General features: G+C 68.5%; 13 protein-coding genes and 1 pseudogene. 5 read left to right on the top strand and 9 right to left on the bottom strand.

Annotated elements, in window-relative coordinates:
• The first annotated feature begins 418 nt into the window (after positions 1 to 418).
• A complete protein-coding gene (locus ACFYXU_RS29005) occupies positions 419 to 889 on the top strand; it encodes a hypothetical protein (protein WP_389460724.1) in 471 nt (156 codons plus the stop codon).
• Between the two features lie 261 nt (positions 890 to 1,150).
• On the opposite strand, the gene ACFYXU_RS29010 is transcribed toward ACFYXU_RS29005, so the two are convergent.
• Positions 1,151 to 1,705, bottom strand: coding sequence for a hypothetical protein (locus ACFYXU_RS29010; RefSeq protein WP_389460726.1), 555 nt, complete (start codon positions 1,703 to 1,705; stop codon positions 1,151 to 1,153).
• A 949-nt stretch (positions 1,706 to 2,654) separates the two neighbouring features.
• On the opposite strand from ACFYXU_RS29010, the gene ACFYXU_RS29015 reads away from it, so the two are divergent.
• Complete coding sequence (locus ACFYXU_RS29015; RefSeq protein WP_389460728.1) at positions 2,655 to 3,068, top strand: hypothetical protein; 414 nt, start codon at positions 2,655 to 2,657, stop codon at positions 3,066 to 3,068.
• Between the two features lie 122 nt (positions 3,069 to 3,190).
• Here the strand turns inward: ACFYXU_RS29015 and ACFYXU_RS29020 are convergent, their stop codons facing one another.
• The 6 genes and pseudogenes from ACFYXU_RS29020 to ssd form a co-directional block, all read right to left on the bottom strand.
• On the bottom strand, positions 3,191 to 3,421 hold the full coding sequence (locus ACFYXU_RS29020; RefSeq protein WP_389460730.1) for a hypothetical protein: 231 nt from the start codon (positions 3,419 to 3,421) through the stop codon (positions 3,191 to 3,193).
• Positions 3,422 to 3,575: 154 nt separating this feature from the next.
• Positions 3,576 to 4,421: a helix-turn-helix domain-containing protein gene (locus ACFYXU_RS29025; RefSeq protein WP_389460732.1), complete on the bottom strand. Its 846-nt coding sequence runs from the start codon at positions 4,419 to 4,421 to the stop codon at positions 3,576 to 3,578.
• Positions 4,422 to 4,440: 19 nt separating this feature from the next.
• Positions 4,441 to 4,956, bottom strand: a complete 516-nt coding sequence (locus ACFYXU_RS29030) for a DUF6879 family protein (protein WP_389460734.1) — start codon at positions 4,954 to 4,956, stop codon at positions 4,441 to 4,443.
• Positions 4,931 to 5,182 carry a hypothetical protein gene (locus ACFYXU_RS29035; RefSeq protein WP_389460736.1) on the bottom strand — a complete coding sequence of 84 codons (252 nt, stop codon included), beginning with the start codon at positions 5,180 to 5,182 and terminating at the stop codon, positions 4,931 to 4,933. Before ACFYXU_RS29035 ends, ACFYXU_RS29030 begins: the two co-directional genes overlap by 26 nt.
• Before the next feature lie 952 nt (positions 5,183 to 6,134).
• A pseudogene (locus ACFYXU_RS29040) lies at positions 6,135 to 7,016 on the bottom strand (TadA family conjugal transfer-associated ATPase); the annotation flags it as partial.
• A 5-nt stretch (positions 7,017 to 7,021) separates the two neighbouring features.
• Positions 7,022 to 8,083 carry a septum site-determining protein Ssd gene (gene ssd, locus ACFYXU_RS29045; protein ID WP_389460738.1) on the bottom strand — a complete coding sequence of 354 codons (1,062 nt, stop codon included), beginning with the start codon at positions 8,081 to 8,083 and terminating at the stop codon, positions 7,022 to 7,024.
• Positions 8,084 to 8,842: 759 nt separating this feature from the next.
• On the opposite strand from ssd, the gene ACFYXU_RS29050 reads away from it, so the two are divergent.
• Positions 8,843 to 9,709, top strand: coding sequence for an HAD family hydrolase (locus tag ACFYXU_RS29050; protein WP_389460740.1), 867 nt, complete (start codon positions 8,843 to 8,845; stop codon positions 9,707 to 9,709).
• Between the two features lie 444 nt (positions 9,710 to 10,153).
• Here ACFYXU_RS29050 and ACFYXU_RS29055 read toward each other — a convergent pair whose 3' ends face one another.
• Positions 10,154 to 10,996: an oxidoreductase gene (locus ACFYXU_RS29055; protein WP_389460742.1), complete on the bottom strand. Its 843-nt coding sequence runs from the start codon at positions 10,994 to 10,996 to the stop codon at positions 10,154 to 10,156.
• Between the two features lie 102 nt (positions 10,997 to 11,098).
• Between ACFYXU_RS29055 and ACFYXU_RS29060 the strand changes: the two genes are divergently transcribed.
• Complete coding sequence (locus ACFYXU_RS29060; protein ID WP_389460744.1) at positions 11,099 to 12,085, top strand: ATP-binding protein; 987 nt, start codon at positions 11,099 to 11,101, stop codon at positions 12,083 to 12,085.
• Between the two features lie 165 nt (positions 12,086 to 12,250).
• Here ACFYXU_RS29060 and ACFYXU_RS29065 read toward each other — a convergent pair whose 3' ends face one another.
• Positions 12,251 to 13,549 carry a hypothetical protein gene (locus ACFYXU_RS29065; RefSeq protein WP_389407724.1) on the bottom strand — a complete coding sequence of 433 codons (1,299 nt, stop codon included), beginning with the start codon at positions 13,547 to 13,549 and terminating at the stop codon, positions 12,251 to 12,253.
• 291 nt (positions 13,550 to 13,840) lie between these two features.
• On the opposite strand from ACFYXU_RS29065, the gene ACFYXU_RS29070 reads away from it, so the two are divergent.
• Positions 13,841 to 16,222 (top strand): SulP family inorganic anion transporter, encoded by a 2,382-nt coding sequence (locus ACFYXU_RS29070; RefSeq protein ID WP_376514284.1) that lies wholly within the window; start codon positions 13,841 to 13,843, stop codon positions 16,220 to 16,222.
• Positions 16,223 to 16,414 lie beyond the last annotated feature (192 nt).

A 16,414-nucleotide genomic window follows, 5' to 3' on the forward strand; every position in this document is an offset into this window, starting at 1 on the left:
TGACCGCCAGCCAGGTGAACTACCAATACTGACCACCTCCGAAAATCCGGAAGTGACCAACACTCTGTGAGGTATTTCTGATGACTGAAACTCCTTGGTACATGCGACCCGTTGACCCGGGCGCGCTTGAGACCAACGACCCTGAGCGCAAGCGCAAGCACCTTAACTCCATTGCGTCTTCGGCCAGCGCCGAGGGTGACGCCATGGTCTCGCACCTAAAGGCTGCTGAAGCGCGCGGAGTTGAGATTGACCCTTCTACGCGTATGGCTATGGGCTACGCGACTGTTGCCCGTAAGGCTGCCGCTCAGCTAGGCGATGCTCCGCAGCGACAGACCAGCGTGAGCCCTGAGGGCATCACTCCGGAAGCACGCATTGCGCGCGGCTACGGATCCGTCAACTGAACTCGAAGGGAAGCACCATGACTGCAATTGACCTTGAGAAGGCGCGTAAGGCCGCTGAGGCGGCTGCTACGAAGCTGGCTGAGGCTGAGGCCGCTGAGGCTGCCCGGGGGGCTGAGAAGGCCGCTGAGCGCATTGAGCGGCAGCATGAGCTAGACACTGAATTTCTTGCTCAGTGGGAGAAGCTGGACGCTGAGCTAATGGCGATCGGCTCCAAGTCTGCCGCCGATGCCGTGTATGAGGGTGCTGACCCGATTGCCGCTGTGGTCCGCTTCTGGGTTGAGCGGGCAAAGCGAAATGCCGTCCGTACCCATGCGCGTAACGCCTATTACCGGCTGCACGGGCAGCACCCTGACGACATGTTCGCCCGGGAGCTTCCGTGGCGTGATATGCGCATCGCGGATCGGCTAGAGGATGCTATTTATGCGGCCTCTTCTCGGCACGGCGATGACCTTGCCGATAAGCTAGAGGCAGAATGGATGGTCGAGTAATGACGCATGATGCACTAGACCCGGGGCCAGACGGCGACTATCCGTTCTTCCCCCGGCTGCCAGATGGCTCGCCAGCTTGGTCAGATCGCTGCCCCTCCAACTATCACGGTTCCCGCGTGCCTCGGGGAGTGACCACTATTCTTCGCTACGGACAGCGCTTCATCATCGATCAGACTCCACGCGGGGAGAACGGTGACCCAATCATCCCACCGGCAGTCTCGCCATAGAGCCAAAGAGTCCCCGAAGAGAGGGGCGGGGACCTTAACTAACGCTTCCATCATCATCTAGGGCGGCTTGGGCTCGGAACACGAATTGGTCTAGGGCCTGCTCAAATTCTGCTGCTTCCGTAGCGATACGATCCCTTATCCCCCGCAGTGTGTCTTCGCTGGCTGTTCGCTCCCCAGACAGGTACTGGCGAAGGCCCATCACGCGGAAGGCCAAAGCGTTACCGAGCCTTTCCAGCTTGCTAGCCGTTTCCGCGATCCCCTTCGGCCCGGCTAGCGCGACCTCTACCCATTTCTCCTTCACCGCATCAGCTGCTTCCTCACAGCGTGCAGAAAATGCTTCATCGATTCGCTCGGAAGGGAATGATTCATAGGAGACTGTGAGTATCGCGACATGGTCATTCATCCTCGACGCCACGGCGATGAAATCTCTATAGGCACCATGTCGCGGCTCTCGCCTTTCCTTTCGATGCTCCGCCCGAGCTGTGATGCGTACGCCTTCCCTCTGTGCCCAACCCGTGGTCATAGCTGCGCCAATCGTCGCCACTGAACCTGCCAACGCCCCGAGTACTGCTGCCAATCCTGCATCCATGCGGGCAACCTTCCTGGCCTTCAGGGCAGGCAGTCAAGGGGCCCCGACTACAGCGGCACGGCCCTTCCCTTGCGCAACCTGGCCCCCACCGCCGGCCTGAGGCCACACCGTCAATGAACAGCGCCTATGCCCCGCGCGTGCACACCTTCCCCCTTTGCTGCCGCCATGCCCCGGCACACAGACCCTTTGGATGAGCCATGCCCCGTAAGCCCAAGAAGCCATGCCCCCAACCAGGTTGTAGCGAACTCACGGAAAGTGGTCCGTGCGCTGAACACCAGAGGCAGCGAGAAGCACAGCGAGGATCAGCAAGCAAGCGCGGCTATGACGTTGGATGGCAGCGAAAGCGAAAGGCATATCTGTACGCGAATCCGTGGTGCGTGCTGTGTGGTCGGCAAGCGAACGTCGCTGACCATTGGCCACTGAGCCGTAAGCAATTGCTGGCAAGAGGTGAGGCAACGCCTGATGCGCCAAAGCACTTGAGGCCGTTGTGTGTTGGCTGCCACAACAAGGAAACGGCTAAGCATCAGCCGGGCGGATGGGCTGCCGAGGAGGCTAAGCGGAAGCCGAATTACGTTCCGCCGTTCTGATGCCGTCCGTACCCCTGGGGGGTGACCCCCTCCCGCCCCTGAGATCGACCGGCAGGGAGGGAAAAAGCTAGCGCCGCAACTCGGAGCGTTTGCGCGGACCCTTCCTGACGGCTTCAGGGACAGGCGTCACCCGGCGGGCTCCCTGTCAGATGGCGCTCTAGACGCTCGCGCGACGAATACCCCACAATCGGCCTATGATCGCGGTTGTAGCAGCACTACTCGGAACACTGTTGGGCTCCCTGGCGACGATTGGCGCTGCCCTTGTTTCAGGACGGTCACAGCGAGAGGGGGCACGGATTGCTGCCAGGGCCCAATATGTAAAGGACCTGCACGCACCCCGGAGCGCGGGTTACAAATCTTTCATGAAGATGGCCACTGATCTGAAAACCCGGGTCCTGGACAACGACGGGTACGAGGAGACCACGCGGCAGGAAGTGAGAGATCTCAGGAATAATGTTTTTGATCAGTGGGTGACGCTGAGCCTATTGGGACCAACCCCCGTCACGGTAAGCGGATCGAAAGTTCGCGATAGCGCGCTTGATGTTTTGAGTCAAATGGACGTGACCCGCGATCTCGCCTATCAGCTTAATCATGGTCCACACGAAGACGCCGATTCAGCAGAGGATGCGGCCGAGGTTTACGAGGACTCTTTGCGCGCCCTTGACGAACTCGCCTTTTCTCTAATCGAGAGAGTCGACGAATTCGCTGCGGTAGCTAGCGCCGCCCTTGACGAGGATGGGACCGGAAATAGAGAACTGTCAGCGCGAGGGGCGTAATTCGACGAATTAGGGGCAACTTTTAGGCGGCCCCTTTATTGCACATGCCCGCATGACAGGAAGCCCCACACCCGCTGCCCTACTGGTGGCTGGGTGTGGGGCTTGTGGCGTTTCTAGGTCACCTACAAATACTTCTGGACGTGGTCGTCGTCGTATTCCACCTCGCCCAGCGTCATGAGGATGGCATTGCCATGGTCAATGGCTGAGCTGGAATCCGATACGGCACAGCGCCCGCAGAGATTCCCCTCCGCGTAGTAATCGTCAAAGTTTGGATCTCCGTTGAATTCGCGATCGTACTCGCTTCGCGCGTCTTCGATCTCGAACTCTGTTTCGCACTCGACACATTTCGACATGCCCGCATGTTACCGCCGATTGACCGACGGCCCAGCGTACATTGGCAGCTGAAAATTGCTCCTTTCGCCGGCCGAGAGGCGCGGGCATTATGAGCTGCGGGTTTCCTGGCTGGCGTCTTTGCATGCGTCTGCGCAGGCGTTAACACGTGGGAAGTCAGTACAGGGCATCGAAGGCTGCCGTAATGAGCGCGCGGGCATCCGTTCCGTACGCGGCAACCTCTTTCAGGCTCTCGAATGCCTTGAGGTACAGCGCTACGTCACTGGGTTCCGTTTCCTTGATTGCCGCCGAAAGGGTTTCCACGTGGACGCGCTTACGGTCGAAGATGGTGAACGTTTCCAGCGGCCATGCTGCCCGAGGTGCTGTGAACGGAATGATTCCCAGTGAGATTGAGGGAAGCCCCATGACGAACAGCAGGTGTCCCAGTTGGGTGGCCATCACTTCCGGGCTGCCGATCCGGTAACGCAAGACTGATTCTTCAATCAAGACAGCGAATCGGTGATCGCCCTCATGTATCACTTGCGATCGGTTCATCCGTGCTGTCACAGCTTCGGATACATCGTCAGGCGTATCCCGGAAGCGCGCAATTGAGGCCAGGAGCGCTGTTGCGTAGTCCGGGGTCTGGAAGAAGCCAGGCACCACATTGGAGCAATAGACGTGAAATTGCTGGGTCTGTCCATACAGCGGCACCCCCGATTCCTGTAGCCGCTTGAGTCCCGTTCGCTGTAGCCGCTTCCACTGGACGTACATGGAATCCGCTTGCCGGTTGGCGGCGATCAGGTCGGCGGCTTGCTCTGGGGCCCCGCAGGCCGCACACCAGGCCCGTATGTCAGCATCGCTGGGGGGCGTCTTCGCGTGCTCAATACGAGATGACTTACTTTCGCTCCACCCAGCGCGGACAGCCAACTCACGGGCCGTAATTCCTGCGTCCAGCCTGATTTCCCGCAACCGACCGGCTACGGCTTCCCTGGCTTCTTGGGCTTTGGACGAGGGCGACGACATGAGTTGGCTATCCGGTTGCTCAGGTCTTGTATTCGCTGTGCGGGGTGGCACGCTGCCAGACGTCTTCGAATGCCCGGCCGCAGAGCGCCAAGGTTTCGGCGTCAGTGCTGAGTTCGTCCGTGACGTGGCTGCCGTCCCCAGCGAAGTGGTGGAGGCGGATTAGGTTTCCGTCGAAGAGCCAGAAGTCATTGGCGGGTACCAGGAATCCCGTCGCCTGACTTCGAGGCAGCCAGCGCACATCTTCGCCAGCAATGACGTTGGCGTGCGTGGCGTAGTGCTCCCAGCGGATGTATTCGCTGACCGGCTCCGAAACGATGCGGGCACGGCGAACGGAAACCCCCCGCGCTACGGCGTCCGCAATGGCCTGGTGGAACGGATGCCACCAGGATTCGCGGTCGTCCCAATCGACGCGCTCCCCGCGCTGCCATGCCTCTAGCCGGGGGTTCGTCCCGTAGTCGTCCCGGCCTTCGAAGTGCACAGCGGATTCACGGGTGTTGGCCAGTAGCTCACTAAACGGCGGAACGCTCGACGGCATCGCACGCTTCCCTGATCATCGGCACCATGCGCGCCGGAATCCTGATGACCTCTTCGCTGTCCGGGATTCCTCCCTTGGCCGGGCTGTTCCCCTCACAGGCCGCGCGAAGTTCCGGGCTGGCCTTCCAGCCCTGCAATACCAATTCCCCCGCCTCTTCGTCCGCCCAAACGGTGGGGCAGTGCTCAAGGTCGGTGTTCGGGTCGATGCCGACGAACCGTAGCGCCATGACAGCCTCGCTTTCCGTGTGTGGCTTGCTCGAACTTGCATGGCCATCCTCTCCCTTCGTCGACGCTAGTCAAGGCCACTTCGGGAAACTCGCGTGCAAGTCCGTGCAAGTTTGTGGAGCAATGCCGCGCACTGGCTGTTGACTGCCAATCAGACGGCAGGACACCCAAGAGGGGACGGCGAGGGATGGCTAGCAAGACCAGCGAACCGGCCACGGAAGACGCCCGTCAGTGGGAGTACACGACTTACGCGCCGAAGGGCGAGACGTGCCCGGCCTGCATGAAGCCGATCCGGTCCCTTGAGCGTGTCCGGCGGGGAACGCTGGAAAGGGCGTCCGGCGCGCCGGTCGTGATCTACCGGCACCACGAGAAGTGCCCGGCATGACGCGCGCGCTGCTCCGCTTCGTGACCCACTCCATCCGCCATGAGCCAGCGGGAGGGATCACCTACGAAGCGTTCTGCACTGCCCCCGGCTGTGAGGCGCAATCCGGCCCTCAGGAAGCCCAAGAGACAGCGCAGGACTGGGCGCTGGGACACACGGGACTGAACCCCGGGCATGACCTCTTCCGGCGCGTCTACACCGACCATGCCCGAGTGACTCGCGCGCAATGAGCCGAGTGCTGGTCCTGGTGCTCATCCTCGCTGAATTCCTGGCGGGGGTGCTGGTGGGCTTGGTGCTCACTCTGCGCGGTTAGATTCCCGGCTCCGTTCGCTGTCGGCAGCGTGCGGGGCACGGGGCAGATGCCCGCCCCTCTCGCGTTGTCGCCGATTCAGTGCGAGAGGGGCCGGGCACGCTCCACCCAGTACAGCCCCTGACGGCCCCGCCTGTGCACTCCCCCCGTGGTGCATGGGCGGGGCTCTATGCTGTCCGGCAACTGGGCTGCCTCGTAGGGGAGTTGAGACAGTCAACAGTGCTCGGTTGAGTCAGGTAGACCCCATGTACGCTTAGACCAGACACCCGCCTTCATGGCCCGTGTTGAGCGCGGCGAGCAGGTCGACCGCCTCGCCGCCCCTGACCTCGCCGACCACCAGCCGGTCGGGCCGCATCCGCAGCGCCTGCCGGACCAGGTCCCGCAGGGTGACGAGCCCGGCGCCCTCCTGGTTCGCCGGCCGCGCCTCCAGGCGCACCACGTGCGGGTGGTCCGGCCGCAACTCCGCCGAGTCCTCGGCGAGCACGATCCGCTCCCGCTCCCCCGCGAGCCCCAGGAGCGAGGCGAGCAGCGTGGTCTTGCCCGTCCCGGTTCCGCCGCTGACGAGGAAGGACACCCGGGCGTCGATCAGGGCACGGAGGATCGGCGCGCCGCCCGGCGGCACCGTGCCCGCGGCGGCCAGCTCCTCCAGGGAGAAGGCCCGTGGACGGACCACCCGCAGGGACAGGCAGGTCGAGCCGACCGCGACCGGCGGCAGCACCGCGTGCATCCGGGTGCCGTCGGGGAGCCGGGCGTCGACCCAGGGCCGTGCGTCGTCGAGCCTGCGCCCTGCCACGGCCGCCAGCCGCTGTGCGAGCCGTCGGACGGCGGCGGCGTCGGAGAAGGACACCGGCGCCCTTTCGAGGCCGGTGCCCCGGTCCACCCACACCCGGTCGGGCGCGGAGACCAGGACGTCGGTGACCGCCGGGTCGGCGAGCAGCGGCTCCAGCGGGCCGGTTCCGATCAGCTCGCACCGCAGCTCCTCCGCCGCGCCGAGCACCTCGGCATCGCCGAGCAGCCGCCCTTGGGCCCGGAGCGCCGCCGCCACACGCGCCGGGGTGGGCTCGGCCCCGCTCGCCGCGAGCCGCTGCCGCACCGCGTCGAGGAGACGGGTGCCGTGGTCCGTGCCCCAGGCGGTGGTCCCCACCCCGGTCACGCCGCACCGCCGGGGACGAGGACGCGCTCCCAGAAGGCGGCGCAGAACCGTCCCAGCGGCCCGCGGGGCTCGGCGCCCGGCGGCACTCCCGCGTCCTGGTCGCCCACGATCCCGGGGTCGTAGGGGAGTTCACCCGCGAGGGGTAGCCGCAGCGCGTCGGCGACCCACCGCTCGTCGAGGCCGGCCGCGTACGGCCCGCGCACCACGGCCCTCAGGTCACGGACGGCCGGTCCGATCGTCGAGACCATCCGGTGAGCGGCGGCGACGGCCCGCAACTCCGCCGGGACGACGAGCAGTCCGAGATCCAGCTGTGCCAGGGCCTCGGTGGACGACGGGTCGCTGCCACGCGGCAGGTCGACCACGACGGCCCCACCCCGCCGGCGCGCGGCGGCGAGCACGGAGCGCACGGCCTCGGGCGGCACCGGGGCCGCCGGTTCCCTGCCCCAGCTGAGCACCCGGACGCCGCGCAGCGACGGAAGGGACTCCTCCAGGGCTCCGCCGGCCAGTCGGCCCTTCGAGGCGGCGAAGTCGGGCCATCGCCTGCCCTCCTCGCGCTCGCCGCCGAGCAGCACGTCGAGCCCTCCGCCCAGCGGGTCTCCGTCGACGAGCAGCGTGCGATGCCCGGCCCTCGCGGCGGCCAGGGCGAGACCGCAGGCGAGGGTGGAGGCCCCGGCGCCGCCCCGGCCGCCGACGACGCCGACGGTCAGCGCCGCCCCTTCGGCGCCCTCGGCCGCGTCGGCGAGGCGGTCGACGAGGAGACTCTCGGCTCCCGGGAGGCGCAGCACGCTCTCCGCACCGATCTCGACGGCCAGCCGCCACAGCCCCGGGTCGTCCCGGTCCCGGGCGACGAGGAGGGTCCCCGGCCGGCGCACCGCCCCTCGGCAGTGGGCGGCCGCGTCGTCCCCGACCAGGACGAGCGGCGGGTCGGTCCAGCTCGCCCGCCTCTCGGGCACCCGATGGTGCACCTCGGGCTCCACGCCGGCGGCGGCACACAGCCGCAGGAGGTCGTCGAGCAGCCCGAGGTCCTCGGTGACGATCAACGGCCCGGCCCGGCGCACCCCTTCAGCGCTCGGCCCCTCGGCCCCCGACCTCTCCCCTCGCGACCTCTCCCCTGGCGGCCTCTCCGCGCCCGTCCCTTCGGCGCTCCACCCGCGCGGCCCTCGCACACCCCGCGATGCCCGGCCCGGCGACCCCGGACCCGTCGCCCCCGGGCCCGGCCCCGACAATCCCGGCCCCATCGACCCCGGCCCCGGCGACCCCTCACCCGGCGCGCCGACTCCTCGCGGCTCCGGGTCCCACGGGTCCCTTCCCCACGGCGCCGAACCGCGTTCCGCACCCCTGGCCCCGGAAGTCCTGGATGTCTCCACGGCGCACTCCCCTCTCGTGATTCCTGCCGTCCGCGAACTTCGCGACAGGAATCACCGTGGGGCCGCATCGGAAATCGTGCCGATCCTGCCGAAAAACTGTGGATAGGCGAGGGGCTGTGAATAACTTCGCCACCCATCCAGGGGCTGTCCGGAACGCAGCCTGTCGATTACTGTGAGTGACGAATCGAAGGTCGACCGGGGCTCCGGCCGACGCGGGACCGAAGAGCGGAAGGAAGGGAGCGGACGATGGCGCACAGGGCCAAAACGGCTCCGGACATGCGACGACCCCCGCCGGGGGGGAGAGCGGGGGTCGTCTCTCCGGCCGACTCGGGGGGGGAGGAGCCGGACCGGGTTAGCACGGTCGCGAACGATCCGTGACTTCCATGGTGTACCCGAGAGCCTTCTCAGGCAAACCCACGCGCCCCAGCGTACGCCGAATGGCGGGCACCTATGCTCGGGCTTGTGGAAAACCACTCCTTGCCGCGCACAGCCGCCTTCTTTGACCTGGACAAGACGGTCATTGCGAAGTCATCGACGCTGACCTTCAGCAAGTCCTTCTACCGGGGCGGACTGATCAGCCGCCGCGCCGCCCTGCGGACGGCCTACATCCAGTTCGTCTTCCTGGCGGGCGGAGCCGATCACGACCAGATGGAGCGGATGCGTGAATACCTTTCCGCGCTCTGCAAAGGCTGGAACGTGGCCCAGGTGAAGGAGCTCGTCGCCGAGACCCTTCACGATCTGATCGACCCGATCATCTACGACGAAGCGGCGTCCCTCATCGAGGGACACCACGCCGCCGACCGCGACGTCGTGATCGTCTCCACCTCCGGGGCCGAGGTGGTCGAGCCGATCGGCGAGATGCTCGGCGCCGACCGGGTCGTCGCCACCCGGATGGTGGTCGGCGGGGACGGCTGCTTCACCGGGGAGGTGGAGTACTACGCCTACGGCCCGACGAAGGCGGAGGCGGTCCGGGAGCTCGCGAAGTCGGAGGGCTACGACCTCTCGCGCTGCTACGCGTACAGCGATTCGGCGACCGACATCCCCATGTTGGAGGCCGTCGGCCACCCGTACGCGGTCAACCCCGACCGGACGCTGCGCCGCGAGGCCGTGGCCCGGGAATGGCCGGTCCTCGCCTTCGAGAAGCCGGTACGCCTCAAGCAGCGACTGCCCGCGTTCCGGATGCCACCGCGCCCCACGCTCGTCGCCGCCGCGGCGGTGGGAGCGGCGGCCGTCGGGGCCGGACTCGTCTGGTACGCGGCCCGGCGCCGCCAGGCCGCCCTCTCCCAGCGGCTCGCCGGGGACTTTGCCCGAATTTGATCCACCTGCGAAGGAAGCGGATCCAGCACTTTCGCTTCCACCCGGACAGGAGTAGAAAGGAATCAGGCCCGCGAGACCGAGGACATCCGAGAGGATCACCTGTTGAGCATCAAGGCCCCACGGACCTAGCACCGAAACCGGGCACCCACGCGACGTCGACCCGTCGATTACGGGCCAGCCGCACCAGGCCACGGGCAAAGCTCCCGGCCTGATGGGCACATATCGAGGACGCTTGGTAACTGGGTGGAAGTGCCAGCGGCGGTACCAGGACTGGTGCCGCCGCAACCCATGCCAGGGGTCGGCGGCTACCCAGTGGGGTCGCTGCCCGGCGGGGCCGCCGCCCTGCGCGCCCGCCGCCCGTGGATCCATGTCCCGTGCCGTCCGTGGGGCTTCCCCCTGAGACCCCGAGATCCCCGAGACGCCCGAGACCCCCGAGGATGAGGCTCAGGCGGCGCCGCGCTGGAGGGCCTCGCAGACGGCCGTCGACTCACGGACCCCGAGCTCGACCGAACGTCCGCAGTGCGCGATCCAGGCACCCATGCCGTCCGGGGTGCCCGACAGATACCCCTCGAACGCGGCCAGGTAGGCCGCCCGGCCCTGTTCCGCGTGGCCGACCTCCGCCGGGCAGATCGCCTTGGGGTCGAGGCCGCTGCCGACCAGCGCGATCCGCTCCGCCGCGCGCGCGACCAGGCCGTTGTACGAGGTGAAGGGGCGCAGCGCGAGGAGTTCGCCGTGGATGACGGCGGCCGCCACGAGCGCCGGGGCCTCGCTGCCCGCCACGATCAGCTCGGCGAGTCCGTCCAGCCGACCCGCGACCTCGGCGGGGGTCGGGACCGGGCCGTCGATCAGCGGTTCGTCGACGCTCTCGCCGTCCAGCCGGGGCCGGCCCACGGTGTCGCCCGGGCCGGTGCCGCCCAGGACGCCCGCGTCACCGGCGGCGACCAGGTGGAGCCGGGCGAGTACGCGCAGGGGCGACTGGCGCCAGATGGAGAGCAGCTGCCCGGCCTCGGCGCCCAGGCGCAGCGCGGCACCGACCGTGCGGGCCTCGGCGTCGACGCTGAAGTCGGTGCGCCGTCGGACCTCCTCCAGGGCCCAGTCGGCCCCGGAGAGGGCGGCCGAGCCGCGTGCGCCGCGCAGGGCCGCCTCGGAGGAGATCTCGTTGCTGCGGCGGCGCATCACGCGGTGGCCGTAGACCCGGTCGACGGCCTTGCGTACGGAGTCCACCGCTTCGGCGACGCCCGGCAGGGAGCCGAGGGCGGCCAAGGGGTCAGAGGCGTGCGTACTCATAAGTAGGGAGGCTACGCGTCCCGACGGCCCGCCCCACGATGGAGTGGTCTTCTTCACGCACTCCGACCACGCGCCGCGATCGAACCGCTACCCTAGGTGAACATGAAGATCGCTTTCGTGGGGAAGGGCGGCAGCGGCAAGACGACGCTGTCCTCGCTCTTCATCCGCCACCTCGCCGCCAACGAAGCGCCGGTCGTCGCCGTCGACGCCGACATCAACCAGCACCTGGGCGCCGCCCTCGGCCTGCCCGAGGCGGAGGCCGCCGCGCTGCCCGCGATGGGCGCGCACCTTCCGCTCATCAAGGAGTACCTGCGGGGCAGCAATCCCCGGATCGCCTCCGCCGACACGATGATCAAGACGACACCTCCCGGGGAGGGTTCGCGGCTGCTGCGGGTCCGCGAGGACAACCCGGTGTACGAGGCCTGTGCCCGCCCGGTCCCGCTCGACGACGGTGACATCCGGCTGATGGCGACCGGTCCGTTCACGGAGTCGGACCTCGGGGTCTCCTGCTACCACTCGAAGGTCGGGGCGGTGGAACTCTGCCTCAACCACCTGGTCGACGGGCCCGACGAGTACGTGGTCGTCGACATGACGGCGGGTTCGGACTCCTTCGCGTCGGGTCTGTTCACCCGCTTCGACATGACCTTCCTGGTCGCCGAACCGACCCGCAAGGGCGTCTCGGTCTACCGCCAGTACAAGGAGTACGCGCGGGACTTCGGCGTGGCGCTCAAGGTCGTCGGCAACAAGGTGCAGGGCCAGGACGACCTCGACTTCCTGCGCGAGGAGGTCGGCGAGGACCTGCTCGTGACGGTCGGTCACTCGGACTGGGTCCGCGCGATGGAGAAGGGCCGCCCGCCGCGCTTCGAGCTCCTGGAGGCGGACAACCGCATGTCGCTCCAGACGCTCCAGGACGCGGCGGACGACTCGTACGCCCACCGCGACTGGGAGCGCTACACGCGCCAGATGGTCCACTTCCACCTGCGCAACGCGGAGAGCTGGGGCAACGCGAAGACCGGGGCCGACCTGGCGGCGCAGGTCGACCCCGAGTTCGTGCTGGACGAGGGGCTCAGCACGGCACAGCCCGCCTAGGACCGCGCCCCGCCCGTACCCGCACGCGCCCCCGGCTCCGAGCCACCCGACCACTCAGTGCGCTGCGCCCCCCGCTCAGCGCGGCACGACCACTCAGTGCCGTACGACCGCTCGGTGCCGCACCACCGCCCAGTGCCGTACGACCGCTCAGTGCCGCGCGACCGCTCAGTGACGCGCGGCCGGCTGGGTGGCCGGGGCGCCCGCCTGGGCGGCCGGCTGCGGGGCGAGGAAGGCCTTCCAGCCGGCCGTCGGGGCCTCGCCCACCTTCAGGGTCCGCATCTTGGCGATGACGTCGGGGTCCTGGGCGTCGAGCCAGTCGGCCAGCTGGCGGAAGGAGACGCACTTGACGTCCTTCTGCACGCAGACGGTGGCGATGGTCTCCTCGACGGCGCGCATGTAGGTGCCGCCGTTCCAGGACTCGAAGTGGTTGCCGATGATCAGCGGCGCGCGGTTGCCCCGGTAGGAGCGGTCGAAGGCCTGCACCAGACCGTCGCGCATCTGGTCGCCCCAGTACTCCTGCTGGGAGGGGTCGCCCTGGGTCGTGCCGGGAGACTGGTTCACCAGGAAGTTGTAGTCCATGGAGAGCGTCTGGAAGGCGCGGCCCGGGACCGGCACGAGCTGCATCGACAGGTCCCACAGGCCCAGGTCCTTCTTGGGCCAGATCTGGTCGTTGACGCCGCTGGTGTCGTAGCGGAAGCCCATCTGGGACGCCGCCTGGACGAAGTTGTTCCGGCCCTCCAGGCAGGGGGTGCGGGCGCCGACGAGCTCCTTGTCGTAGTCGAAGGGCAGCGGCTGCTCGGTACGCAGTCCGGCGTTGGTCTTCCAGTTCTTGACGAAGGACTTGGCCTGGTTGATCTCGCTCTTCCAGTCCTCGACCGACCAGTTGCCGACGCCGCCCTCCTTCCCGCAGAAGTGACCGTTGAAGTGGGTGCCGATCTCGTTGCCCTCCTGCCACGCGCCGCGCAGTTCGCGGACGGTGGCACGGATGCCCTCGGCGTCGTTGAAGCCGATGTCGGAGCTGCCGGCGTTGTGCTGCGGCGGGTCGTAGAGCGCCCGCTTCTCCTCCGGCAGCAGGTACACGCCACTGAGGAAGTAGGTCATCTTCGCGTCGTACTTCTTGCCCACCGTGCGGAAGTGGGAGAAGAGCTTCTGGCTGTCCTCGCCCGCGCCGTCCCAGGAGAAGACCACGAACTGCGGCGGCGCCTCGCCCGGCTTGAGCCTGGCCCAGACCGGCTGGTGGGGCTGGGCGCCGGTGAAGGCGGTCGAGCCGTCGCCGATCAGCCGCGGTACGGCCTGCGGGGCCGCGGCCGGGGGCTTCTTGGCGCCCGCGCCGCCGTGCACCCCCTTCGTGGCGGCGTCGTCGGAGCCCGAGCAGCCGGCGAGGCCGGTGGCGAGGGCGAGGGTGGCGGCGCCGACGGCGAGCGCCCTCTTCCGGACGGTGGTGGTTCTGCGGGCGACTGACATCCGCGCACCTCTCCTCAGATCCTCGGATTTCCCTACAAACGATTTCCGTACAAGCGGCGCCAACGTCGCACCAGGAGGACCGAGGGGCGTCAACGACAAGCGGCATGCACACGTTCTGTCACCGGAACCGGTGAATCATTGCCCTATTTGCCCCGAAAATAATGCCGCAGGCTTTACTCTCCATTACGATTCGTTTACCGAGCGTTGATGTCCCCGTCGGAGTCACTCGCCGGGAATCCCGCCGCTGCACCCCGCAAGAGCCGCGACCGCGCTGCCCCGGAGGAGACGGGAATGACCCTCTGCACCCCTGACCGCACGACCAACCGGCCCCGGATCCAGCGGCCTCACAGCCCGCCGGAGGGGCCCCGCCGCTTCCGCGTCGCCGGCGCCGACCTCTCCGCGTCCGTCGCCGTCTTCCTGATCGCGCTGCCGCTGTCCCTGGGCATCGCGCTCGCCACCGGAGCCCCGCTCCAGGCCGGCCTGGTGGCCGCCGCCGTCGGCGGCATCGTCGCCGGGCGGTTCGGCGGCTCGCCGCTCCAGGTGAGCGGCCCCGCCGCCGGACTCACCGTCGTCACCGCCGAGCTCATCCAGCGGTACGGCTGGCGCACCACCTGCGCCATCACCGTCCTCGCCGGGCTCACCCAGATCGCCCTCTCCGCCCTGCGCGTGGCCCGCTCGGCGCTCGCCGTCTCGCCCGCGATCGTGCACGGCATGCTGGCCGGCATCGGCGTCACCATCGCCCTCGCCCAGCTCCACATCGTGCTCGGCGGCACCCCCCAGAGCTCCGCCGTGGACAACGTCCTGGGGCTGCCCGCCGAGTTGGCGAGCGCCCAGCCCGCCGCGCTCGCCATCAGCGCCCTCACGGTGGCCGCGCTGCTGTGCTGGCCCCGGCTGCCCGGCCGGGCGGGGCGGATCGCGCGCAAGCTCCCGGCCGCGCTCGTCGCGGTCGCCGGCGCGACGGCGGTGGCCACCGTCGCCGGACTCGCCGTACCGCGCGTGCACCTGCCGTCCTGGAGCAGCCACGCGCTGCCCGGCCTGCCCGAGGGGCCGGTCCTCGGCATCGCGGCCGGCGTCCTCACGATCACCCTCGTCACGAGCGTGCAGTCGCTGCTGTCGGCCGTCGCGGTCGACAAGCTCGTCGCCGCCCGTGCCGACCGGGGCCGGGGCATCCCCCGCTCCGACCTCGACCGGGAGCTCGCCGGACAGGGCGCGGCCAACGTGCTCTCCGGGGCGCTCGGCGGCCTCCCGGTCGCCGGTGTCGCGGTCCGCAGCGTCGCGAACGTCTCGGCGGGCGCGGTGAGCCGCACCTCGACGATGCTGCACGGCCTGTGGATCGTCCTCGCGGCCCTGCTGCTCGTGCCGGTGCTCGACCTGATCCCGCTGCCCGCGCTCGCCGCGCTCGTCATGGTGGTCGGCATCCAGATGGTGAGCATCACGCACATCCGTACGGTCACGCGCCATCGCGAGGTCGTCGTCTACGCGGTGACCCTGACCGGTGTCGTCCTCATCGGCATCCTGGAGGGCGTCGCCCTCGGCATCGCCGTGGCCATCGCGGTCGCCCTGAACCGGCTGACCCGCACCCGGATCACCCGGGAGGAGCGGGACGGACGCCATCATCTGCACGTCCGGGGCCAGCTGACCTTCCTCGCCGTGCCCCGGCTCAGCCGGGCCCTGCACCAACTGCCGCACGGCTCCGACGTGGTGGTCGAGCTGGACGGGTCGTTCATGGACCACGCCGCCTACGAGAGCCTGAGCGACTGGACCACCGGGCACCTGGCCCACGGCGGGACGGTCGAGACGACGGGCCCGTCCGGCGCCAGGATCGCCGATCCCACCCCCGTCACCGCGTCCGCCGCGCACCCCTGCTGCCGCCCCTGGACGCCCTGGCACAACCACCAGTGCGGGGAGCGGCCCGCCCCGGCCACCGGCACCGGCGAGGCCGACGAGGCCACCGGCACCGCCGGGGCCGGACCGTCGGCGGGGCTGCACCTGGCGAGCGGCATCGGCAAGTTCCAGCGGAACACCGCCCCGCTCGTGCGGGACGAGCTCGCCCGGCTCGCTCGGGAGGGCCAGCGGCCCTCGCAGCTCTTCCTGACCTGCGCCGACTCCCGTCTCGTCACCAGCATGATCACCTCCAGCGGCCCCGGTGACCTCTTCACCGTGCGCAACGTCGGCAACCTCGTCCCGCTCCCCGGCGAGGAGAGCGGCGACGACTCGGTGGCGGCGGCGATCGAGTACGCCGTGGACGTGCTGCGGGTCTCGTCGATCACCGTGTGCGGCCACTCGGGCTGCGGTGCGATGCAGGCCCTGCTCAACGGCGGTCCGGACGACCCGCCGACCCCGCTCCGCCGCTGGCTGCGGCACGGTCTGCCCAGCCTGGAGCGGATGGCGAGCCGTCGCCACGCCTGGGCCCGGATCTCCGGGCGCCTCCCGGCCGACGCGGTCGAGCAGCTCTGCCTGACGAACGTGGTCCAGCAGCTGGAGCACCTGCGGGCGTACGAGCCGGTGGCGCGCCGGCTGGCCGAGGGGACGCTGACGCTGCACGGCGTGTACTTCCACGTGGGCGAGGCGCAGGCGTACCTCCTCTCCGGGACGGACGAGGTGCACGGCTACGACGACGTCTTCACCCAGGTCATGCCGACGGGGCAGCGGGAGGCGGCGCGCGCGTCCTGAACCTTCCGCCCCGACCGGCCGTGAGACTGTGTGGCCCCTTCTTCCCACCGCTCGGGAAGAAGGGGCCACCGCGCGTCTGGCCGCTCACAGGTCTAAACCAATTCTCTGGATGCTCTTGTCACCCGGGCCTTCGACTGATGAGGTATGACGCGGGACACATACGCACAGAGGACGCCCTGGGAAAGGGAGATG

It is taken from the genome of Streptomyces sp. NPDC002232 (genome assembly GCF_042890295.1).
Lineage (GTDB): Bacteria > Actinomycetota > Actinomycetes > Streptomycetales > Streptomycetaceae > Streptomyces.